Here is a 21,682-nt window from a genome sequence, read left to right on the forward strand (position 1 = left end):
TAGTTGTAAAATTGCATCCGGAAAAGTCTTCTGTCGGAATGGGGAATCACGAATGTACTGTCCCTTCTGCCGCAATCCCGATTCCCGCGTGGTGGACAGCCGGATGGCGGATGACGGCTCGTCCATCCGCAGGCGCAGGCAATGTCCGGAGTGTGGCCGCAGGTTCACCACCGTGGAAACCACGAGTCTGTCGGTGATCAAGCGGTCAGGCGTTGGCGAACCGTTCAGCCGCAGCAAGGTCATCAACGGTGTCCGTAAAGCCTGTCAGGGCCGGCCTGTCAGCGAGGATGATCTTGCCCTGCTGGCCCAGGAAGTCGAAGAGAACATCCGGGCCTCGGGCGCGGCCGAAATTGATGCCCATGAAGTCGGCCTGGTGATCCTCGGTCCCCTGCAGAAGCTGGATAAGGTGGCATACCTGCGTTTTGCCAGCGTGTACCAGGCGTTCGAATCCCTTGAGGATTTTGAAACGGCTATCGCCATCCTCCGCCACGAGGCCGAATCCGGACCTGAGTCTGCGGCGCCGCGGAACCCGGAGAAAAGCGCCCTCTAAATTCCGGTGGCGGCAGCGGAGGGGAAGCCGCAGCCGCCACCGGCCATCTTCCGGCATGGCCCGAAGTATTCAGCGCCCTCCGGAGACCGGCAGGATGGCTCCTGTAATGTAGCCGGCCTCTGCGGACATCAACCACATTACGGCGGCTGCGACCTCATCCGGCTCCGCCCCGCGTCCCATCGGAATAGTGGGGTTCAGCCGTTCAACGCGGTCCGGCATTCCCGCGGCAGCGTGCAGCCCGGTGTTGGTGCTGCCGGGCGCCACGGCGTTGACCCGGATGCCCTCGCGCGCCACCTCCGCGGCCAAACCGGTGGTCAACACGTCAACGGCACCCTTGGACGCCGCATAGTGCACCCAGGTTCCGGGGGAGCCCGCCTTGGTAGCCGTGGACGAGATGTTGATGATGGTGCCGCCGGCTCCGCCGCGCAGCGTGCTGAGCCTCCTGACGGCTTCCTGGCAGACAAAGAGCAGGCCCGCCACATTGACATCAAGCACGCGCTGGACCGTAGCCGCCGGTACGTCCACCAGCGGGCCGATCAGATTCCCGGTAATACCCGCGTTATTAACGACGGCGGTCACCGTACCCAGGGATTCAGCCAGGTTGAAGAGGTCCTTGACCGCTGAAGGATCGCTGATATCCGCGTGGGCTGCCACGGCTGTTCCGCCGTCGTTGATGATGGAGTCCACCACTGAACGGGCGCCCTCGGCATCGTTGGAGTAGTTCACTACGACGGCGTGACCCTGGCCCGCAGCCCGCAGGGCGATCGCGGCACCGATGCCACGGCTGGCACCGGTCACGATGGTGACAGTACGGTCCTGCGGCATCATTTGCTGAGTTTGTGCTTAACTGCGATTTCGAGGGCTGCGCCGACGATCCCGGCCTCGTTCTTCAGCTCGGCCGGCACAATCGGCGTCCGAAGCCTGAGGTTGGGCAGGTATTCGTCAGCCCGTTTGGAGATGCCGCCGCCCACAATAAAGAGCTCCGGCGAGAACAGGAATTCCACGTGCGAGAAGTAGCGCTGCAGGAGGACGCTGTATTCGTCCCAGGTGAGTCCGTCGCGTTCCCGGGCAACTGCTGAGGCTTTCGTTTCGGCGTCGAAACCGTCGATCTCAAGGTGGCCCAGTTCAGCGTTGGGAACCAGGCGCCCGTCGAAAATGAAGGCAGAGCCGATGCCCGTCCCGAGCGTGATCACCAGGACCGTGCCGTCCACACCTTTACCCGCGCCATAGCGCGCCTCGGCCAGACCAGCGGCATCGGCGTCGTTAATCACTTCCACGGGACGTCCCAGGCGCTCGGTGAGCAGGGCATCAATATCAGTGTTCAGCCAGGCCTTGTCCACATTGGCAGCGGAGAGCACCACGCCGTGCTGGATGATGCCCGGGAAGGTGACACCCACCGGTGCACTGGGATCGGGAGCGTCCTCACGCAGTGCGAGTTCGGCAACCACCTGGGCCACAACGTCAGCTACCGCCTCAGGGGTGGCCGGTTGCGGTGTAGGTACGCGGAAACGTTCGCCGAGCAGCTTGCCCTTCTTGAGGTCGACGATGCCTCCCTTGATCCCCGTACCGCCGATGTCGATGCCGATCAGGGGGGAGTTTTTATGGGACTTTTCATCCTTCTTGGCCAATGTGTTTCCGTTCGTGGCAGGGGTGGGCAAGGTGGCGATGCTGGCGGTTTCCCGCAAGGATCAGGGGAGGGTAAGGATCTCGGCGCCGGACTCGGTGACCAGCAGCGTGTGCTCAAACTGCGCAGTCCGTTTGCGGTCCTTGGTGACGACAGTCCAGTCGTCCGGCCACAGGTCCCACTCGATGGTACCGAGCGTCAGCATGGGTTCAATGGTAAACACCATGCCCGCCTCAATCACCGTGTTGTAAGCGGGAGCGGCATCATAATGCGGAATGATCAGCCCGGTGTGGAAGGCCTCACCCACTCCGTGGCCGGTAAAGTCGCGCACTACTCCATAACCGAAGCGCTTCGCGTAAGACTGGATCGCCCGGCCGATGACATTGATCTCACGGCCCGGGGCAACCACCTTGATGGCCCGGTTCAGCGACTCCCGGGTGCGCTCGACCAGCAGCCGGGACTCCTCGTCAACGTCACCCACCAGGAAGGTGTAGTTGGTATCGCCATGGACGCCGTTGATAAAGGCGGTGATGTCGATGTTGATGATGTCGCCGTCCTGGATCACCGTGGAATCCGGGATTCCGTGGCAGATAACTTCATTCAGTGACGAGCACAGCGACTTGGGAAAGCCCCGGTATCCCAGCGTGGACGGGTAAGCCTTGTGGTCCAGCAGGAATTCGTGGCCCACACGATCGAGGGAGTCCGTGGTGACGCCTGGCCTGATGTGCTTGCCTACCTCCACAATTGCCTGTGCCGCGATCCTGCTGGCGATCCGGATCTTTTCGATCGTCTCGGCGGACTTGACCTCGGAGCCGGTGAATTTCGCCGGGGCAGGCTTACCCACATACTCAGGACGGGGGATGGATGCCGGCACCGGCAGTTGCGGGTTCACGGTCCCGCGGGTCAGCGTACCGGGGGGTGCGGTCGAGGCAAGGGAAGGCATAGATTGATCATATAAGGCGGTGCGTAACACCTATAACTGAAGGCAGAGCAATGACCGAGTACTGGTACAACGTCAACACCCATGAAGTCGAGGAAGACGCCCTGTCAGACTGGAGCCAGCTGATTGGGCCCTACAAGACCCGCGAGGAAGCCGAGCACGCGATAGAAAAGGTGCGGGCGCGCAACGATGCCTGGGACAAGCAGGACGAGGACGACTGAGGCGGCCCAGGCCGCGGCCGTTTAGAAGGAGTGTTCCGGTCCGGGGAACTGGCCGGAGCGGACGTCATCTGCATAAGCCGTGGCCGCATCGTGCAGGGTGGAGCGGATGTCGGCGTACTGTTTGACGAACCTGGCCATCTTCCCGCCGCGCAGGCCCGCCATGTCCTGCCACACCAGCACCTGGCCTGTTGTAGCGTTTCCGGCGCCGATGCCCACCGTGGGGACGCGGACGGCGGCATCGACGGCGGCCGCAGTCTCTGCGGGGACCATTTCCATCAGCACACTGAAGGCCCCGGCATCAGCCAGAGCGACGGCGTCGTCAATAAGTCGCTGTGCGTCTTCGCCCCGTCCCTGGACCCGGTACCCGCCCAAGGAATGTTCGCTTTGCGGCGTAAAGCCAATGTGGGCCATGACGGGGATCCCGGCCTGCACCATGGCCCGGACGGTCTCCGCATAGAACCTGCCACCCTCGATCTTGACGGCGTGGGCCAGGCCTTCCTTCAGGAAGCGGACTCCGGTGGCCACGGCCTGTTGCGGGGAGACCTCGTAGCTGCCGAAAGGCAGGTCGGCGACGATGAGCGCGCGGCGGGCGGACCTCGCAACGGCGCGGCACAGGGGGAGCAGCTCGTCCACGGTGACCGGAATGCTGGTGTCGTTGCCGAAGACGTTGTTCGAAGCGGAGTCGCCGATCAGCAGCACCTCCACACCGGCCTGGTCAAAGATTTCTGCCGTGTACTGCTCGTACGCTGTCAGCATCGCAAAGCGCCGGCCGTTGTCCTTGGCCTGCTGGAGGTGGTGCGTCCGCACCCGTGCAGGTGCTTTGGGCGCGCCCGCGGCCGGCGCCGCCGGAGCCGGTCCGGCCGGACCGTTGCCATAAGGTGCGGGTACTTCGGTGGACGCGCTGGACTCAGGATTATTGCTTGTGGACATGGCTAGAGCGTAATGCCGGGTGTCCTTCCATATCCACCGCGCGGCGTTTGGCCACTCCCCGGCAGCGGCATACAAATGGCGTAACAGAAACAACCGGAACAGGGCCTGCAGGTGTTCGAGCGCTTCGTGCCCGCATTCGGTGCGAATGCTTAGTACAGTGATTCGTGAACTGCTGCCGGCTTTCTCATGACGGACCCGGGGCAAGACTGTAGACGCGAGAGAGGCCACCATGGACCGCCAGCAAGAGTTTGTTCTGCGCACAATCGAAGAGCGCGACGTACGTTTTGTACGCCTGTGGTTCACCGATGTGGTCGGCTCCCTCAAGTCCGTCGCCCTGGCGCCTGCTGAGGTGGAAGGCGCTTTCGAGGAGGGCCTGGGCTTTGACGGTTCGGCCATTGAAGGACTGGCGCGTGTCTTCGAATCGGACATGCTGGCGCAGCCGGACCCGGCCACCTTCCAGATTCTGCCCTGGCGGGGCGAAACCGAACAGACCTCCAGAATGTTCTGCGACATTCTTACCCCGGACGGCGAGCCGTCCGCCGCCGATCCCCGCAACGTCCTCAAGCGGACGCTGGCTAAGGCCGCGGACATGGGCTTCACCTGCTACACACACCCTGAAATCGAGTTCTACCTGCTCAAGTCCCAGCAGCCCGGCCCGGACGGTTCGCCCATCCCGGTAGACGAGGGCGGCTACTTCGACCATGTCCCGGGTGGCGTTGCCCAGGACTTCCGCCGCACCGCGGTCACCATGCTGGAGTCGGTCGGAATCTCCGTGGAGTTCAGCCACCATGAAGCCGGTCCCGGCCAGAACGAAATTGATCTCCGTTACGCTGACGCGCTGCAGACAGCTGACAACATCATGACGTTCCGCACCGTAATTAAGGAAGTAGCACTCCAGCAGGGCACCTACGCCACCTTCATGCCCAAGCCGTTCACGGCCCACCCGGGCTCGGGCATGCACACGCACTTCTCGCTCTTCGAAGGCGACACCAATGCCTTCTATGAAGCCGGCGCGGAGTACCAGCTGTCAAAGACGGCCAAGCAGTTCATCGCCGGCGTCCTCAAGCATGCGCCGGAATTCACCGCAGTGACCAACCAGTTCGTCAACTCGTACAAGCGCCTGTGGGGCGGCGGCGAGGCCCCCAGCTACCTCAGCTGGGGCCACAACAACCGTTCAGCACTGGTCCGGGTTCCGCTGTACAAGCCGGGCAAGGGCCAGTCGGCCCGGATCGAGTACCGCGGAATCGACTCTGCCGCCAATCCCTACCTCGCCTACGCGGTACTGCTTGGTGCAGGCCTCAAGGGAATCGAAGAAGGTTACGAACTGCCCGCCGCTGCCGAAGACGATGTGTGGTCGCTCAGTTCGGCCGAACGCCGTGCCATGGGACATGATCCCCTTCCGGCCAGCCTGCACGACGCCATCCGCGCCATGGAAGACTCCGAGCTTATGCCCCAGATCCTGGGCGAGCAGGTTTACGAGCACTTCCTGCGCAACAAGCGCGCTGAATGGCAGGACTACCGGCTCCAGGTCACGCCCTATGAGTTGCAGCGCAATCTCGGCATCCTGTAAGCCCGCCCCGTGAGTTTTGCTCGACGCCTGATTGCAACCGGCTTCAGCGACCTTGAAAAAGGTGAACGCTTCCTGGCCGCCCGCGAGCTCGATGGCCTTGACCAGGACCGTTTGTTCGAAGGCTTGCAGATGGCGGCCAACCCGGACGTCGCCCTGCAGTCGCTGGTCCGCCTGATCGAGAAGCACCCGGCGCTCCGGGAACTGGCTGTGGCAGGTCCTGAGCGAAGCGAGCCCCTGTACCGGGTGTTGGGTGCCTCTGAAGCGTTGGGGGAGTTCCTCATCCGCCACCCGGAGCACCTTGATGCCTTCGATGTCCGGCCCAGCCCGGAGCCCTTGGGTGCCGACCCGGAGGAACTGCGGACCCGGCTCTTGAGGTCCGTGCAGGCTGATCCCCGTTCTCTCCGGCCAGTGGCGGGATTGGCTGGACCGGACGCTTACGTTGCGCTGCGGGCGGCTTACCGGCGCGGCGTGGTGGACCTGGCGGTGAAGGACATGTGCGCGGCTGACCCCTTAGACTTCCTGCCCTTTGCCGGCGCCGAATTGGCGGACCTCGCGGGTGCCGCCATCGAAGCTGCCCTCGCCGTGGCCCGGGCCGAGGTGGCTGACCAGTTCGGCGTCGCGGATGTTGCCGCCGTCGGCCTTGCGGTGATTGGTATGGGTAAGTGCGGCGCCCGGGAACTGAACTATATTTCCGACGTCGATGTTATCTACGTGATTGACGACGGCGGACTGGAGGATGCGCGCGCCTCCACTATTGGCACGGCACTGGCCAGCGGAATCTCCCGGGCCATCTCGGCGGTGGGGCGGGAGCCCGGGCTCTGGGAAGTGGACGCCAACCTTCGTCCGGAAGGACAGTCCGGGCCGCTGGTACGGACGCTGGCGTCGCATCAGAGCTACTACGCGCGCTGGGCCGAAAGCTGGGAGTTTCAGGCCTTGCTGAAGGCCAGGACCATCGCCGGCGACACCGCCCTGGGGAAGCGCTATGAAGAGGCCGTAGCGCCGCTGATCTGGAGCTCGGCAGGCCGTGACGGCTTCGTGGAGTCTGTCCAGGCAATGCGCCGCCGGGTGACGGAACATATCCCGGCCGCCGAGGAACAACGGCAAATTAAACTTGGCCGCGGCGGGCTCCGGGACGTCGAATTCACGGTCCAGCTGCTGCAGCTGGTTCACGGCAAATCGGATGAAACACTCCGGGTCCGGGACACGACGTCAGCCATCGCCGCGCTATCTGCCGGCGGCTACATCGGCCGGGCGGACGCCACGAATTTTGACCGTGCTTACCGTTATCTCCGGCTCCTGGAGCACCGGATCCAGCTGTTCCAGCTGCGGCGGACGCACTTGATGCCGGTTCGCGATGACGCCCTTCGCTCGTTGGCCAAAGCGGTGCTGGGACCGTTTTCGACGGAGCGGCCGCACCCGGATGCACTGATGGGCGCCTGGCAAAAAACCAAACGCTCCGTGCGTGAACTACATGAGCGCATCTTCTACCGCCCGCTGCTGAATACCGCCGCGAAGTTGAGCACCGAAGACGCACGGTTGAGCCCGGAAGCTGCCGAAGGGCGCCTGGCGGCATTGGGCTACCGCGACCCGCAAGGAGCCATGCGGCACATCCAGGCCCTGACCAGCGGCGTGAGCAGGCGCGCGGCCTTGCAGCGCCAGCTGCTGCCGGTGTTGTTGGACTGGCTGGCCGAAGGCGTGGATCCGGACGCCGGGTTGCTTGGCTTTCGCCGGGTCAGCGAGGCGTTGGGAACCACGCATTGGTACCTGGGCCTGCTCCGTGATTCCTCCGCAGCGGCCGAAAGGCTGTGCCATGTGCTATCCAACTCGCGGCTCATAGCGGACTTGATGGAGGTGTCACCGGAATCCGTGGCCTGGTTGGGCTCGGACAAAGAGTTGGCACCCATCAGCTACGAGGCCCAGTGGCAGGAAATCACCGCCAAGATGTCCCGGCATTCTGATCCGGAAAGTGCCATGCGGCTGATCCGGCTGATCAGGCGCCGGGAAATCCTGCGAACGGCGATTGCCGATTCGGCCGGCCTGCTTAACCAGGACCAGGTTGGCCAGGCGCTTTCTGATGCAGACCGGGCAGCCGTGCTGGGTGCCCTCCGCGTCGCCGAAACCGTGGTGTCAGCGCGTGAGCCGCTGAAGACGTCGGTGGTGGTGGTGGCCATGGGCCGCCAGGGCGGCCGGGAGATCGGTTACGGCTCGGATGCCGACGTCATCTATGTGCACAGGGCGCTGCCGGGCTTCGGTGAGGAAGAGGCCCAGCAACAGGCCCTTCGCATAGTGGGAAAGCTGTCCAGCCTGTTGACGCAGCCGCTAAAGCCTGCCATCCAGGCGGAGCGGGTCCTGCAGGTGGACGCCGATCTCCGCCCCGAAGGTAAGAATGGCGCCATGGTCAGGTCCCTCGACTCCTTTGCCGAGTACTACCGCCGCTGGTCGCTGATCTGGGAAGCCCAGGCCCTGCTGCGGGCCCGTCCCATGGCGGGCGACGACGCACTGGCCCAGGCTTTCATGGACGTCATCAATCCGCTCCGGTATCCGGAGTCCGTGAGTGAGCAGGATGTCCGGGAAGTCCGCAGGGTGAAGGCACGGGTGGAGGCCGAACGGCTGCCGCGCGGCGCCGATCCTGCACGCCATGTAAAGCTGGGCCGAGGCGGCCTGAGCGACGTCGAATGGCTGGTGCAGTTGCTGCAGCTCCAGCATGCTGCACGGCACCCGGAACTGCAGACGACGTCAACCGTCCAGGCGCTGGCCGCCGCCGCTGAATTGGGGCTGCTTGAGCCAGGGGAGGCGGCGCTGCTCAGCACCGCGTGGCGGCTGGCAAGCCGCATCAGGTCTGCAAACGTCATTTGGACGGGCCGGACATCTGACCTGCTGCCGTCCTCCCGCCGCGACCTCGAAGCCGTGGCCCGCTGGTGCGGCTATGAACCCGGGCAGGCAGCGGTCCTGGAAGAGGATTACCTCAGGATCAGCCGCCGGGCGCGGGGAGTCTTCGAAAGGGTGTTCTACGGCCGGTAACCTGGTGCCGGATAGTCAGGCACATGTTGTGCGGCCATAAGCTGAACTAATGGATTCCACCGTCTGGCTTATTCCCCTCAAGGACCTTGATTCCGATGCCAGGGACATCCAGCTCGGTGCAGTGGCGGAGCTGGAACTGGCACCCGGCCAGCTGGACTTTGTGGGGGAGCCGCTGCGGATGGTCATGGCCGCCCTTGAAGACGGGACGCGCTATCCGCACGTGATCGAGAGCGGTGGTGCCGCCGTCGGAGTCCTGACGCTGCAGCGCGGGGCCGCCACCCTCGCGGGCTGGGACGATGACGATTCTGCCTGGCTGCTCCGCGGATTCCTGATTGACCGCCGGCGGCAAGGCGAAGGATTGGGCACTGCTGCAACTATTGCTGCGGTCAGGGCGGCCAGGAACCTCAGCCGGCGCTCCGAGAGCCGGGAGTCGGGCGTGGTCCTCTCCGTCAACTCACGCAACCCGGCAGGCAAGGCCGCATACCTCCGCGCCGGGTTCTCCGACGTCGGCGAGTATCTGGGCGGACGTGCAGGCCCGCAGCGGGTGATGTACCGGCCCTTCTAAGGGGAGCGGTCGGAACGGGCCCCAGCTGGTCGAGATTGACGCTTCTACCAGCGGTGGCCCAGCGTGGGCGCCCTGCGGACCTTGCTGGCGCCTTATGCTTGGGCCATGTCTACTGATGATGAGAAGGACCCTCCTGTACCTGCCGACCTTGAGGGCAAGATGCCTCGAAAAGTCCACGGGGATCAGCCTGCAGATGTGCAGGATCCGTCCGAACACGGGGAGCAGCCAAGCAAACGGAACGACTGAGCCAGTCCGGCTCCGGGTGCCGGCACCTCCCGGATTGACGGCATTTGCTGGATGGCCGATCCTGGAAGAATCTGCTTCCAGGGCGCAAAAAGGCCGGTCCAGGTTCTGACCTGGACCGGCCTTTTGATGCAGCCTGTAACGGACTGTCAGCGGACTGTCAGCGGACTATCACCGCTTCCAGCCGCAGATTCGGGCTAGACGCCGTAGTAGAGCTCAAACTCGTACGGGTTCGGGCGCAGCGACAGCGGCCGGATCTCGTTCTCGTACTTGTACTCGATCCAGGTGTCGATCAGGTCCTGGGTGAAAACGCCGCCGGCCTGCAGGAACTCGTTGTCCTCGCGCAGTGCCTCAAGTGCTTCTTCCAGGGTGCCCGGAGCCTTGGGGATGTCCTTGGCTTCTTCGTAGGGAAGCTCGTAGAGATCCTTGTCGATCGGAGCCGGGGGTTCGATGCGGTTGCGGATGCCGTCAATGCCGGCCATCAGCTGGGCAGCGAAGGCCAGGTACGGGTTGGAGGAGGGGTCCGGTGCGCGGAACTCGATGCGCTTGGCCTTCGGGTTGGAGCCCGTGATCGGGATACGGATACCGGCAGAGCGGTTGCCCTGCGAGTAGACCATGTTAACCGGAGCCTCGAAGCCCTTGACCAGGCGGCGGTATGAGTTCACCGTCGGGTTGGTGAAGGCCAGAACAGCAGAAGAGTGCTTCAGCAGGCCGCCGATGTACCAGCGGGCGGTGTCGGACAGGCCGGCATAGCCCTTCTCGTCGTAGAACAGCGGCTCGCTGCCGTTCCACAGGGACTGGTGGCAGTGCATGCCGGAGCCGTTGTCACCGAAGACCGGCTTCGGCATGAAGGTAACTGACTTACCCCAGGCGTCAGCAGTGTTCTTGATGACGTACTTGAACTTCTGCAGGTCATCGGCAGCGTGGGTCAGGGTGGTGAACTTGTAGTTGATCTCAGCCTGGCCAGCGGAACCGACTTCGTGGTGGCTGCGCTCGACCTCAAGGCCGGCCTCGTCCAGCGCAACACACATGGCGTCGCGGAGGTCGGCCTGCTTGTCCGTGGGGGAGACGGGGAAGTAGCCACCCTTGACCGGAGTCTTGTAGCCGAGGTTTCCACCCTCTTCTTCACGCCCGGTGTTCCAGTGTGCTTCTTCGGAATCGATCTTGTAGAAGCTGCCCTGTGGGGAGGACTGGTACTGCACGTTGTCGAACACGAAGAACTCTGCTTCGGGAGCGAAGAACGCGGTGTCGGCGATGCCGGTCGATGCGAGGTATGCTTCGGCCTTCTCGGCAACTCCACGGGGATCGCGGTGGTAAGGATCGCCCGTGCGGGGGTTGACGATCGAGAAGTTCAGCGCGAGGGTCTTCTCCATGCGGAAGGTGTCCAGGAATGCCGTGGTGACATCAGGAATCAGCTGCATGTCGGACTCTGCGATGCCCTGGAAGCCGCGGATGGAGGAACCGTCGAAAAGCTGGCCGTTGATGAAGAAGTCGGCGTCGACGCTCTTGGCGGGCACATTGAAGTGCTGCTGGACGCCGGGGAGGTCGGTGAAGCGGATATCGACAAATTTAATGTCTTCGTTCTTGATGAACTCGAGGACTTCGTCCGCAGTCTTGAACATCTATGCTCCTTATGCATATTGAATCTCTGGCTGACAGCCAGCTGGTCCAGCGCAATCCGGAAACCGGGAAAACGATAGCTTCCGGTCATCTGGCCGCTTGCAACTTGTACCACCCTAGGGATATGGGATTTCCCGTCCATGTCCGCTTTGTTTCGGGGAGGTTACAGAATGCCTTGCTATGAAACCGTACCCGGTGTCCACACTCTGGTCTAACCGCTTCCACAGTGCGAACGGTGGTGAGTCGGTAAGCTTGGATGGTGGTAGATCGTAAAGACATTGGTTCCTGGCTCAGCGGACCGGACACCTCCGGCATATCAAAATACCCGGGAGAGCGGCTGGGACTGCCGGAATCGGGTCCCGGATCGATAGCCCGCGCAGGACGCAGGATTGTTGCCATTGTGCTGGACTGGGGCATTGCCTTGCTGATCAGCAACTTTGTCTTCGCCGGGAACTCCTGGGCCACCTTGGCAATCTTTGCCGTTGAACAAACACTTCTGGTAGGCACGCTGGGCTACAGCATCGGGCACCGGATCGTGGGAATCCATGTGGTGCGGGCCGAGGGCGGTGCTCCGGGCCTGTTGGCAGGACTGGTGCGGGCGGTCCTGATCTGTCTGGTGATTCCGGCCGTTATCTTTGATCCCGATCACCGTGGCCTGCACGACAAGGCTATGAATACGCTGCTCCTTCGCCGCTGATCCTTCCTGTTCGCGTTTCTGTACCCAGGTGGCACAAACGCATTAGCTACACAAAAACCGCCCCGGGCGCCGGCCTGATACGGCATGCGGGGCGGTTTTCGTGTGCTGTCTTTGGTTGGTTTTTTACGCAGACCCCAACGGCTGGGGCTCAGCGCCCGCGGCTGGGGCGGACCTTGTAGGGGTCGATGCCCTTGGGGATCGGCAGCTTGGTTCCCAGGGAGGAAATCCTCTTCGACACAGCACTGACCTCCACCTTGGTCAGCTCTTTCTTGAGCTTGCCCATCTTCTTGGCTACCTGGCTGATGGGGACCTGGCCCTCGCCGCGGCCTGTTTCGATGATGTGGATGGTGACGTTCGGAAGGATGCGGCTGAGGCGCTTGCGCTCGGCATCGAGCAGGGGCCTCACCCGGTGGGAGGGGCCTTCGCTGATCAGTACGACGCCGGGACGGCCGATGGCGCGGAACACGGCATCCTGCGTGCGCGGATTTACCGCGACCGGCTGTTCTTCCGTGATCCAGCCGCGGCGGAGAGTTCCCAAGGCGGCGCCGGACGCGCCCGGCTGTCCTTCAATCCTCGCGAAGGCGGCACGTTCAGCCCGCCGGGAGAGAATCAGCGTGGCGCCAAGCAGGCCCAGCGGGATCGCGATAAGGAGGCCGGTGATCCAGTTCTCGAGCAGGAGGCCGACGACCAGGCCGATTGCCACGATGCCCAGGAATACCAGCAGCATCAGCCACGGAACCATGGGATCATGCCGGCGGGTCATCTGGAAGACCTCGACGATCTGCTTCACCCGGCTCGGCTTCTTGACCTTTGCCTCTTTGGGCTTCCGGGAAAAGAGGCCGCGCTTGGTTTTTTCGGCAGGCGCAGAGGCGCCGCTGCTGGAATCTGGGGATTTAGCCATAGTGCCTTAATTCTACGTGATTCACGGCAGGGGGCCGGACGCCGGGAAGTCCCGACGCCCGGCCCCAGGCCGTGCTAAATGGTGGTGGTTGTGCCTAAGAGTGGGCCGCGATCAGCGAGCTTGCTTCCTGGCGGGTGCTGCCTGAACTTTCGATGTGGGCCAGGTGGGCGGGGATCTCCCAGCCCTTCTTCCGCATTGCGGTGGCCCATAGGCGGCCGGCGCGGTAGGACGAACGGACCAGGGGACCGCTCATCACGCCGAGGAAGCCAATTTCATCCGCTTCCTCCTGAAGCTCCACGAACTCCTGCGGCTTGACCCAGCGGTCCACCGGCAGGTGGCGTTCAGAGGGGCGCAGGTACTGCGTGATGGTGATGAGGTCACAACCTGCCTGGTGCAGGTCACGGAGTGCTTCCGAAATCTCTTCGCGGGTCTCGCCCATGCCCAGGATCAGGTTGGACTTGGTCACCATGCCCAGGTTGCGGCCCTGGGTAATGACATCCAGGGAGCGCTCGTACCGGAAGGCCGGCCGGATCCGCTTGAAGATTCTGGGGACCGTCTCCACGTTGTGGGCAAAGACTTCGGGTTTCGAATCGCAGATTGCTTCGATGTGTTCCGGCTTGCCTGAAAAATCCGGAATCAGCAGTTCAACGCCGGTACCCGGGTTGAGCTCGTGGATCTTGCGCACCGTCTCGGCGTAGAGCCAGACGCCTTCGTCCGCGAGGTCGTCACGGGCTACGCCGGTGACAGTGGCGTAGCGCAGCTGCATGGACTGGACCGAACGTGCAACTTTGGTGGGTTCGAACATGTCCACCGGTGATGGTTTGCCTGTATCGATCTGGCAGAAGTCGCAGCGGCGCGTGCACTCGGAACCGCCGATTAGGAAGGTGGCTTCCTTGTCTTCCCAGCACTCAAAGATGTTGGGGCAACCGGCCTCTTCACACACCGTGTGCAGGCCTTCCTTCTTCACAAGGTTCTTCAGGTTAACGAACTCCGGGCCCATCTGGACCTTGGCCTTGATCCACTCCGGTTTCCGCTCCACCGGTACAGCCGCGTTCCGCTGCTCGATCCGCAGCATTTTTCGGCCTTCTGGTGCCAGTGTCACAGCAGTGCTCCTTCATGGGTGGCGACTAGGGCGTCTTCATTCTTGCGCAGTTCTTCGGTGATGCGGAAAACCAGGTCTGCCGGAGCCACATTGCGGCCGGTTTCCTGGGAAATGGTGGTGACACCGGCGTCGGTGATGCCGCACGCGATGATCTGGGCGTATGGCGCGAGATCGTTGTTGCAGTTGATGGCGAAGCCGTGCATGGTTACGCCCTCGGAAACCCGAATACCAATAGCGGCGATCTTCCGCGCGGGGCCGCGGTCATCGGCATTGATCCAGACGCCCGCCCGTCCTTTGATGCGTTCGGCGGTGATGCCATAGTCTGCGAGCACCGCGATCATCACTGCCTCGAGGCGTTCGACGTAGTCGCGGATACCGGCAGGGTTTTTCAGCTTGATGATCGGATACCCCACCAGTTGCCCCGGACCGTGCCACGTGAGCTTCCCGCCGCGGTCGACGGCGACTACCGGCGTTCCATCAAAAGGCCGTTCGTGGTCTTCCGTGCGCTTACCCGCCGTGTACACGGCGGAATGTTCCAAAAACAGGACTGTGCTCGGGGCCTCGCCTGCGACCACGGCGTCGTGGAGTTCGCGCTGTATATCCCAAGCACGCGGGTAGTCGACATAATCGGGGGCAAGACCCAGCTGCTTAAACTCGAGAGTCATGCCCACCAGCTTAGTCCCCGGCCGCTGTCGTGACCGGTTTAGTGTCCAAGCTCGCATTCCTGACCGCATATGACTGCCTGTGGATAACTTCTGCGGCAGATCTCCAGGTCCGGTACTTGTTAACCATGAGCAATGGCGGACTACAGGACACCACCCCTCCCGCGGTGCCGGGATACTCGGTGGGGCGGAAACTTGGCCGGGGAAGCAGCGCAGACGTCTGGCTTGTGGAGGCAGCAAAGACGGGCCGCCGCTTTGCCTTGAAATGTTTCCATCCCCCGGCTCATTCCCTGCCCGCCGGGACCGGGGAACCGGCAGCTGGACTGTCTGAAGAGGACGTGCGCCGTGAAATCCGGATCCTGTCCGTTCTGGATCACCCGCATCTGGTCAAGGCGCACGACGTCGTCCGGCTGGGTGGGGCTGATGCCCGGCAGCTCGGAATCCTGCTTGACTTCGCGGCCGGCGGGTCGCTCGCGCAGCTGGTGGCAACCCGCGGCCGGCTTACCGTGGGTGAAACGGTCACTGTCCTGACACCCCTGGCGCAGGCGCTGGCTTACCTGCATGCCAACGGTTTTACCCATGCAGACGTTTCCCCCGGCAATGTTCTGTTCTCGGCTGAGGGCAAACCCCTGCTGGCCGACGTCGGCATAGCGCGCATGGTGGGAGATCCCGCTTCTGCCGCGCGTGAGGGAACCCCCGGGTTCTGCGATCCGTCCCCGGTGGACAGTATGCGGATAGGCCTGCAGCCGGAGCGGGACCTCTACTCACTGGCCGCTGTGGGCTGGTTTTGCCTGACGGGCGAGGTCCCGCCGGCTACGCGCGACCGCCCGCCGTTGCCCCTGATCCATCCTGAGGTTCCAGGTGCCCTGGCTGCCGCGCTGGAATCCGGCCTCAATGAGGACCGGCGACAGCGTCCTACGGCGGCCGGTTTCGCTACAGCGGTCTACAGGAGCGCCGCGCCCGCCGCCGTCGGACTGTCCACGTCGGTGCACCCCAGTGTCATCCCGGAACTGCTGACCCGGCGTCGGTTGCCTGACTCCACTCCAGGGAGCTTGCGCGGGAAGTTTCAGACGTGGCGGCGGCGCCTGACGTGGTTGCGCCCGCCAGGGAACACAAAGCAACGCCGTCATGTTCACACCCGCGTTCCAGGCGTCAGCAGCACTCCCGGCCGGGCAACGGCTGCAGTAAAGGCCCGGAGCCGGCACGCCAGGCTGCCGCGGTTTGTCATGACCGGTACGTTAGCGGTTCTGACCGTCGGTCTTGTTGCGGCAATTGTCTTCTGGGCGCCCGGCCGCATGCCGAATGGTCCGGACGAAGTGCTCCACGGGGGTCCTGCCGCCACGGCGACCTCCCCGGCTGACGCCGGCAGCAGCCAGGATTCCACGGACCGGTCGGATGACGGCAAAGGTATTCCGGCAGGCGTGGAGGAACAGCTTCGGTCACCTGACCCTGCCCTCGCGGTCCTCGGGCTGGCCTGGCTGCGTTCTGAGGCCTTCCGTGAGGGCAGGCCGGAACTCTTGGAACAGGTCAACGTGGCAGGCTCCCCCGCCGGAGCCGCGGACGCCCGCATCATGGACGGTCTCCAGGCTTCAGGGCAGGTGCTGGCCGGCTTTTCCATGGAACTGCGCAGCATTGACGTCCAGCCCGGGGGCACGGAAAGCCGTGCCCTGGTGGGAGTTGATTCAGCCACCACTGCCTATCGGGAACTGACGACGGCAGGAGAACAGGTGGCTGAGCGCGCCGCCGCACCCTCCCGGAGATTGATAGTGCAGCTCGAACGGTCCGACGGGCGCTGGCGGATTTCCGGGATCCTTCCTGGCTGATTGCCGGAAAGGATCTCCCTCCCGGCACCTACTTCCTTCGGACTCCGGCTGCCACCCACTCTGTGGCTGCCTCGATGTCCGCGTGCTGCCACCGGAATCCGGCTTCTGCCAGCACCGCGGGCTCCATCCGCTGGCTGGCCAAAAGCAACTCAGATGCCAGCCCGTCCATCACGAGCTTCAGGATGAAGGCCGGGACCCTGGCAACCGTGGGCCGGTGCAGGGCCTTGCCGAGCCCGTGGATCAGCGTGTTGAGGTCCGCAGCTTTCGGTCCGCACACGTTGACCGGACCCCGTACCTCGGCCGTCAACAGGAACGTAAAGGCAGCAGTCAGGTCCGGCAGAGTGACCCAGGGCCAGTATTGGCGCCCATCCCCGAGCGGGCCGCCCAGACCCAGCCGAATCAAGGGCAAAAACCTCGCCAGCGCGCCTCCCGCAGGACTCAGCACCACACCTGTCCGTGGAGTCACCACCCTCACCCCAGGGGGTGCCTGAAGCGCGGCCGCCTCCCATTCCTCACACAATCGGGGCAGGAGGCCGTTGCCGTTCGGGTGGTCCTCACGCAGGACGGCGTCTCCGGCATCCCCGTAGTACCCGGAGGCGGACTGGCTGAGGAAGACACCTGGCGGAGTCTCCATCCGTGCCATTGCCGCAGTCAGGGTCCTGGTGGCATCCAGCCGGGAATTGAACAGTTCAGCCTTGCGCTTACGCGTCCAGGGCCGGTCGCCGATGCCGGCCCCGGACAGGTTGATCACCGCATCTGCCGTGGCGAGAGCCGCAGGATCCAGCTCGTGGCGCGCCGGATCCCAGCGGATCTCCGCGGCATTGGCCGGACCCCTGCGTACCAGCGTGGCAACGGTGTGGCCGGATTCCCGCAGGGCGCGCTGCAATTCTTTGCCGATGAAGCCTGAGGCGCCTGAGATCACAATATGCATGATCCATCTCACCATGCCCGTGCCACCGGGGCGCCGCGCTAAGTCCGATATCCGCGTTGACTATGATCGAACGATGACCTCTTCGAGCTACTTCCGATTCCCGCATTTGCATGGCGATCTGGTCACTTTCGTGGCCGAGGACGACGTCTGGCTGGCACCCTTGGCAGGCGGCCGGGCCTGGCGCGTTTCCGCTCTGCAGCTCCCAGCCAGGAATCCGCGGTTCAGTCCGGACGGCAAGCGGCTGGTCTGGACCGTCGTGCAGGGCACCGCTCCGGAGGTGGTGACGTCCGACGTCGACGGTGGTGGCTACCGGCAGCTGACCTACTTCGGCCACGCCAGCACCCGGGTTAAGGGTTTTACGCCCGGCGGTGATGCCGTCGTGACCAGCGCCTTCCGCCAGGCCGAGAGCCGGCATACGCACGCTTACCGCGTGCCGTTGGACGGCGGCTGGGCGGAAGAGTTGCCATTCGGCCCGGTGGAGTGCGTGGCCTTCGGGCCGGAGCTTGGCGACGAACGCCCTGTGGTGCTCTCAAGCGTTCTGTCCCGGGAACCGGCCTGGTGGAAGCGGTATCGCGGCGGAACAGCGGGAAAGCTATGGATCGATGCCGATGGCAACGGGGAATTCGAGCGGCTGGCGCCGGAGCTGGACGGCAACCTGACGGACCCCATGTGGGTTTCCGGCCGCATAGCCTTCCTGTCCGACCACGAGGGCTACGGCAACCTGTACTCCGTCCTGCCCAACGGCTCGGACCTTCGCCGGCATACGGACCACCAGGACTTCTACGTCCGACACGCGTCCACGGACGGCCGGCGGATTGTGTTCGAATCCGCCGGGGAACTCTGGATCCTCAAGGACCTCGACTCGGAAGCGGAGCCGCTGGCGGTCACTTTAGGTTCGGCCTCGCAGTCACGCCGGCCGGCCATGCTCCAGGCTGCCAAGCACCTCGGCTCGGTGATTCCGGATGCCCGCGGCGACGCGAGTGCTGTGGAAGCGCACGGAACCATCCACTGGCTGCGCCATAAAGACGGACCCTCCCGGGTCATCGAGGGCACGCCCGGCGTGCGCGGCAGGTTGCCCCGGCCCCTTGCGGGTGGCCGCATCGCCTACCTCGCTGACCATGGCGGCGAGGAAGCACTTTATGTGCGGGAACTCTTTGCTCCAATCCACGATGCTGCACCGGCTGACCGCCTGTCATCCGCGGCTTCGGCGGACGGACAGGCCGATCCCAGCAGCCAGGCAGAGAAGTCCGGGCAGTCGGAGCTGTCGCAGGAACAGCAATTGCCCCGCCCGGTTCCGGCATCCTCCGCAGCTTCGGCCGCCGCCGACACCGTGCATCCGCAGGACGACTCCCGGCAGGGGATCGAAGGCGCCGACGTTGCCCCTGAAGAAGCAGCGGAGGCTCCGGTCCCCGTTGCCCGGCCGCTCCGGCTCGATTTTCCTCAGCCGGTACGCGCCAGTTCGATGGAAGCCAGCCCCGACGGCCGATGGCTGGCCCTGGGAACCCCGTTCGGTGCCGTCTACCTGGCAGACACTACGTCCGGCACCATCTCACTGCTCAGCAGCATTGGGGAGGGAAGCGTCACCGACCTCGCATGGTCGCCGGATTCGCACTGGTTGGGCTGGTCCGAACCCGTGACATCTTTCGGGTCCCGCAGCAAACTCCGGCTGGCCGCCGTAGATGCAGGGGCCGAGGACATCATCGATGTCACTGATGGCCGCTTCGGTGACCGGTCGCCTTCCTTCACCCCGGACGGCAAGTTCCTGGCGTTCCTGTCCAACCGAAGCTTCGACCCGGTTTATGACGGGCACTCCTTCGATCTTTCTTTCCCCAGTCCCATCAAGCCTTACCTGGTGGCCCTTGCGGCAGGTACGCCGTCGCCGTTCGGTCCGGCCGTCCACCCCGCGGAAGCTGACCAGGAGCCCACTGCCAACACAACCGACGACGAGGGCACTCCGGCCTCCGGTCAACCTGCGGAGGGTGCCGCCAAAACCGTCGTGGACGCCGAAGGCCTCGCACACCGGGTTATCACCGTCCCGGTGGCGCAAGGCAACTACTCAGCACTGCGGGCAGTGGACGGTGGCCTACTATGGCTTGACCAGGCCCTGGCGGGGGTGACCGGCGACGGCCGGGCCACGCAGGAGGACAAGGACGCGCCGCCGTCGTTGGTCCGTTTTGACCTGGAAAAGCGCAAGAAGACCACCTTGGTGGACTCGGCAGGCAGCTACCGTTTGTCCGGCGACGGAAAGAAGCTGGTGGTGATCCACGAGCAGAAGGTCACTGTGGTGCCTTCCGCGGCGAAGGCTGACGAGGATTCGGGCCAGGCCATCACGGTGGATCTTGGCAGGATCAGGGTTCAGCTGGACCCGCTGAGAGTCTGGGGCCAGGCATTCGACGAGGCCTGGCGGCTCCAACGGGACTTCTTCTGGACCGAAGATATGGCGGGGCAGGATTGGGCAGCCATCAGGGACCGCTACCGGCCCGTGGTGGAGCGGCTGGGTTCCCATGACGACCTGACGGACCTGTTATGGGAACTCCACGGTGAACTGGGCACATCCCACGCCTACGTCCGTCCTGCCCCGGTAAAAGAGGACGGAAGCAGTCCGCAGGGCAGGCTCGGCGCAGACCTCGCGCAGACGGAATCCGGCTGGGAGATTACGCGGATCCTGGCGGGGGAGTCCTCGGACCCGCTCGCGACATCGCCGCTGACCCGCCCGGGAGCGGACGTCCGTGCCGGGGACGTCCTGCTCGCCATTGACGGCCAGCCCTTGGGCGCCGGGGTAACACCGGCCATGCTGCTGGCAGGTGCCGCGGGTAAGGCCGTGGAACTGACGGTGCGCAACGGACCCCTGCATGGCGAAGGCGCCGGTGACCAACGCCGGGTTGCGGTGGTCCCGATCCGGGACGAGGAACGCCTTCGCTACCAGGACTGGGTATCCGCGAACCGCAGGACTGTCCGCGAAGCGTCCAAGGATGCGTTCGGCTACCTGCATGTCCCTGACATGATGGCCAACGGCTGGGCGCAACTGCACCGCGACCTTGACACCGAGACAGCCCTGGACGGCCTGATTGTGGATGTCCGCCGCAACCGCGGGGGACACACTTCACAGCTTGTCGCTGAACTCATTGGCCGGAAGGTCACCGGATGGAGCATGCCCCGTGGCGAGCGGCCGCGCACCTATCCTCACCATGCGCCGCGCGGTCCTGTCATCATCCTTGCCGATGAATTCGCAGGGTCCGACGGCGACATCATCACCCAGGTTGCCAAGCTGCGGGGGATCGGTCCTGTCATCGGTACCCGCACGTGGGGTGGCGTGGTGGGCATCGACAACCGCTTCTCGCTCGCCGACGGTACCGGTGTGACCCAGCCGCGTTACGCTACCTGGTTCTCCGGAGGCGTGGGTTGGCAGGTGGAGAATTATGGAGTTGAACCGGATATCGAGGTGTTGTTCCCACCGCACGCGTATGCAGCCGGCAGGGATCCCCAACTCGAACACGCAATCTCCTCGCTGAAGGAGATGATCGAGGAGCTTCCCACGGACCGGCCCCCGGCGCGTGTTGGCTACCGGAAGCTCAAGCCTGCCCCCTTGCCAGCCCGCAGATGATGCCTCTCATCTGCTGAGGGTTCAGACTGAACCAACCCGGCATGCGAAAGGCCCCGGCCGCCGTCGACAAACGACTGCAGCCAGGGCCTTTTGCATTGTTGCGGAAAGCTAGGACTGAAGCGTAGCGTCCAAGGTGATTTCGATGCTGGCCAGCGCTCCGGAAACAGGGCAGCCAGTCTTCGCTTCGTTGGCGATCTTCTGGAATTCGTCTTCCGACAATCCGGGAACCCGGGCCGACATGGTGAGGTGGCTGCCAGTGATGCCCGTGCCAGGTACAAACGTGACATCAGCCTTCGTGTTCACTTCTTCCGGGGCGTGGCCGGCCTGTGCCAGGGCGTGGCTGAATGCCATCGAGAAGCAGGCGGAGTGGGCGGCGGCGATCAGCTCTTCCGGGCTGGTCTTGCCTTCGGAAGCCTCCGTGCGGGCCTTCCAGGTGACCTCGTAGGTTCCGAGTCCGGAGCTGTCCAGTGTGGTGGCTCCGGAACCGGCCATCAGGTCGCCGTTCCAAACAGTGTGTGCGGTGCGTGTTGCTGCCATGTCCACTCCTCAAGTCTTGTCTGTCGATAATGTCAGGCCAGGCTGCTGCCGGGCCCGCCGGGTTCAATCCTAGGCACTCCTGCAGGCCCACGCACGGGCTGTCCGCTCTCAGTGGATTGTGACCCGTCGGCTTTCGGCCGA

General features: G+C 64.1%; 19 protein-coding genes. 9 read left to right on the top strand and 10 right to left on the bottom strand.

The genetic code is table 11. The annotated features are described in order from the left end of the window. The first annotated feature begins 52 nt into the window (after nucleotides 1–52). Nucleotides 53–550, top strand: a complete 498-nt coding sequence (gene nrdR / locus ACWA13_RS07930; protein WP_463937588.1) for a transcriptional regulator NrdR — start codon at nucleotides 53–55, stop codon at nucleotides 548–550. Between the two features lie 69 nt (nucleotides 551–619). Here nrdR and ACWA13_RS07935 read toward each other — a convergent pair whose 3' ends face one another. From ACWA13_RS07935 to map, 3 genes are read right to left on the bottom strand one after another with little or no spacing between them, the layout of a single operon-like run. Next, complete coding sequence (locus tag ACWA13_RS07935) at nucleotides 620–1,378, bottom strand: SDR family oxidoreductase (protein ID WP_463937589.1); 759 nt, start codon at nucleotides 1,376–1,378, stop codon at nucleotides 620–622. Next, nucleotides 1,375–2,178: a polyphosphate--glucose phosphotransferase gene (gene ppgK, locus ACWA13_RS07940; RefSeq protein ID WP_463937874.1), complete on the bottom strand. Its 804-nt coding sequence runs from the start codon at nucleotides 2,176–2,178 to the stop codon at nucleotides 1,375–1,377. The genes ACWA13_RS07935 and ppgK overlap by 4 nt, the downstream gene beginning before the upstream one ends. Before the next feature lie 60 nt (nucleotides 2,179–2,238). Continuing rightward, nucleotides 2,239–3,117 (bottom strand): type I methionyl aminopeptidase, encoded by an 879-nt coding sequence (gene map / locus ACWA13_RS07945; protein ID WP_463937590.1) that lies wholly within the window; start codon nucleotides 3,115–3,117, stop codon nucleotides 2,239–2,241. A 50-nt stretch (nucleotides 3,118–3,167) separates the two neighbouring features. On the opposite strand from map, the gene ACWA13_RS07950 reads away from it, so the two are divergent. Continuing rightward, nucleotides 3,168–3,335 carry an SPOR domain-containing protein gene (locus ACWA13_RS07950; protein WP_463937591.1) on the top strand — a complete coding sequence of 56 codons (168 nt, stop codon included), beginning with the start codon at nucleotides 3,168–3,170 and terminating at the stop codon, nucleotides 3,333–3,335. A gap of 21 nt (nucleotides 3,336–3,356) precedes the next feature. On the opposite strand, the gene panB is transcribed toward ACWA13_RS07950, so the two are convergent. Then, nucleotides 3,357–4,265 (bottom strand): 3-methyl-2-oxobutanoate hydroxymethyltransferase, encoded by a 909-nt coding sequence (gene panB, locus ACWA13_RS07955; protein WP_463937592.1) that lies wholly within the window; start codon nucleotides 4,263–4,265, stop codon nucleotides 3,357–3,359. Between the two features lie 229 nt (nucleotides 4,266–4,494). On the opposite strand from panB, the gene glnA (ACWA13_RS07960) reads away from it, so the two are divergent. From glnA (ACWA13_RS07960) to ACWA13_RS07975, 4 genes are all read left to right on the top strand, one after another. Beyond that, the gene (gene glnA / locus ACWA13_RS07960) at nucleotides 4,495–5,835 is read left to right on the top strand and encodes a type I glutamate--ammonia ligase (protein ID WP_463937593.1); all 1,341 of its coding nucleotides are present in this window, start codon (nucleotides 4,495–4,497) and stop codon (nucleotides 5,833–5,835) included. Between the two features lie 9 nt (nucleotides 5,836–5,844). Beyond that, nucleotides 5,845–8,856, top strand: coding sequence for a bifunctional [glutamine synthetase] adenylyltransferase/[glutamine synthetase]-adenylyl-L-tyrosine phosphorylase (locus ACWA13_RS07965; RefSeq protein ID WP_463937594.1), 3,012 nt, complete (start codon nucleotides 5,845–5,847; stop codon nucleotides 8,854–8,856). Nucleotides 8,857–8,905: 49 nt separating this feature from the next. Next, nucleotides 8,906–9,421, top strand: a complete 516-nt coding sequence (locus tag ACWA13_RS07970) for an N-acetyltransferase (protein ID WP_463937595.1) — start codon at nucleotides 8,906–8,908, stop codon at nucleotides 9,419–9,421. 105 nt (nucleotides 9,422–9,526) lie between these two features. Continuing rightward, the gene (locus ACWA13_RS07975; protein ID WP_463937596.1) at nucleotides 9,527–9,667 is read left to right on the top strand and encodes a hypothetical protein; all 141 of its coding nucleotides are present in this window, start codon (nucleotides 9,527–9,529) and stop codon (nucleotides 9,665–9,667) included. 194 nt (nucleotides 9,668–9,861) lie between these two features. Here ACWA13_RS07975 and glnA (ACWA13_RS07980) read toward each other — a convergent pair whose 3' ends face one another. Continuing rightward, on the bottom strand, nucleotides 9,862–11,286 hold the full coding sequence (glnA, locus tag ACWA13_RS07980) for a type I glutamate--ammonia ligase (RefSeq protein ID WP_463937597.1): 1,425 nt from the start codon (nucleotides 11,284–11,286) through the stop codon (nucleotides 9,862–9,864). 257 nt (nucleotides 11,287–11,543) lie between these two features. Here glnA (ACWA13_RS07980) and ACWA13_RS07985 point away from each other — a divergent pair, with 257 nt between their 5' ends. Further along, a complete protein-coding gene (locus ACWA13_RS07985; protein WP_463937598.1) occupies nucleotides 11,544–11,981 on the top strand; it encodes an RDD family protein in 438 nt (145 codons plus the stop codon). A 148-nt stretch (nucleotides 11,982–12,129) separates the two neighbouring features. On the opposite strand, the gene ACWA13_RS07990 is transcribed toward ACWA13_RS07985, so the two are convergent. The 3 genes from ACWA13_RS07990 to lipB form a co-directional block, all read right to left on the bottom strand. Beyond that, on the bottom strand, nucleotides 12,130–12,882 hold the full coding sequence (locus ACWA13_RS07990) for a DUF4191 domain-containing protein (RefSeq protein WP_463937599.1): 753 nt from the start codon (nucleotides 12,880–12,882) through the stop codon (nucleotides 12,130–12,132). A gap of 94 nt (nucleotides 12,883–12,976) precedes the next feature. Continuing rightward, nucleotides 12,977–13,984, bottom strand: a complete 1,008-nt coding sequence (gene lipA / locus ACWA13_RS07995) for a lipoyl synthase (protein ID WP_463937600.1) — start codon at nucleotides 13,982–13,984, stop codon at nucleotides 12,977–12,979. Next, nucleotides 13,981–14,649 carry a lipoyl(octanoyl) transferase LipB gene (gene lipB / locus ACWA13_RS08000; protein ID WP_463937601.1) on the bottom strand — a complete coding sequence of 223 codons (669 nt, stop codon included), beginning with the start codon at nucleotides 14,647–14,649 and terminating at the stop codon, nucleotides 13,981–13,983. The genes lipA and lipB overlap by 4 nt, the downstream gene beginning before the upstream one ends. Nucleotides 14,650–14,774: 125 nt before the next feature. Here lipB and ACWA13_RS08005 point away from each other — a divergent pair, with 125 nt between their 5' ends. Beyond that, nucleotides 14,775–16,469 (top strand): protein kinase domain-containing protein, encoded by a 1,695-nt coding sequence (locus ACWA13_RS08005; protein WP_463937602.1) that lies wholly within the window; start codon nucleotides 14,775–14,777, stop codon nucleotides 16,467–16,469. Nucleotides 16,470–16,497: 28 nt separating this feature from the next. On the opposite strand, the gene ACWA13_RS08010 is transcribed toward ACWA13_RS08005, so the two are convergent. Beyond that, a complete protein-coding gene (locus ACWA13_RS08010) occupies nucleotides 16,498–17,400 on the bottom strand; it encodes a TIGR01777 family oxidoreductase (protein ID WP_463937603.1) in 903 nt (300 codons plus the stop codon). Nucleotides 17,401–17,473: 73 nt separating this feature from the next. Here ACWA13_RS08010 and ACWA13_RS08015 point away from each other — a divergent pair, with 73 nt between their 5' ends. Beyond that, a complete protein-coding gene (locus ACWA13_RS08015) occupies nucleotides 17,474–21,004 on the top strand; it encodes a S41 family peptidase (RefSeq protein ID WP_463937604.1) in 3,531 nt (1,176 codons plus the stop codon). Between the two features lie 108 nt (nucleotides 21,005–21,112). Here the strand turns inward: ACWA13_RS08015 and ACWA13_RS08020 are convergent, their stop codons facing one another. Then, a complete protein-coding gene (locus ACWA13_RS08020; protein ID WP_463937605.1) occupies nucleotides 21,113–21,541 on the bottom strand; it encodes an OsmC family protein in 429 nt (142 codons plus the stop codon). Between the last annotated feature and the right edge of the window lie 141 nt (nucleotides 21,542–21,682).

Source organism: Pseudarthrobacter sp. TRD_SC_9 (genome assembly GCF_055361265.1).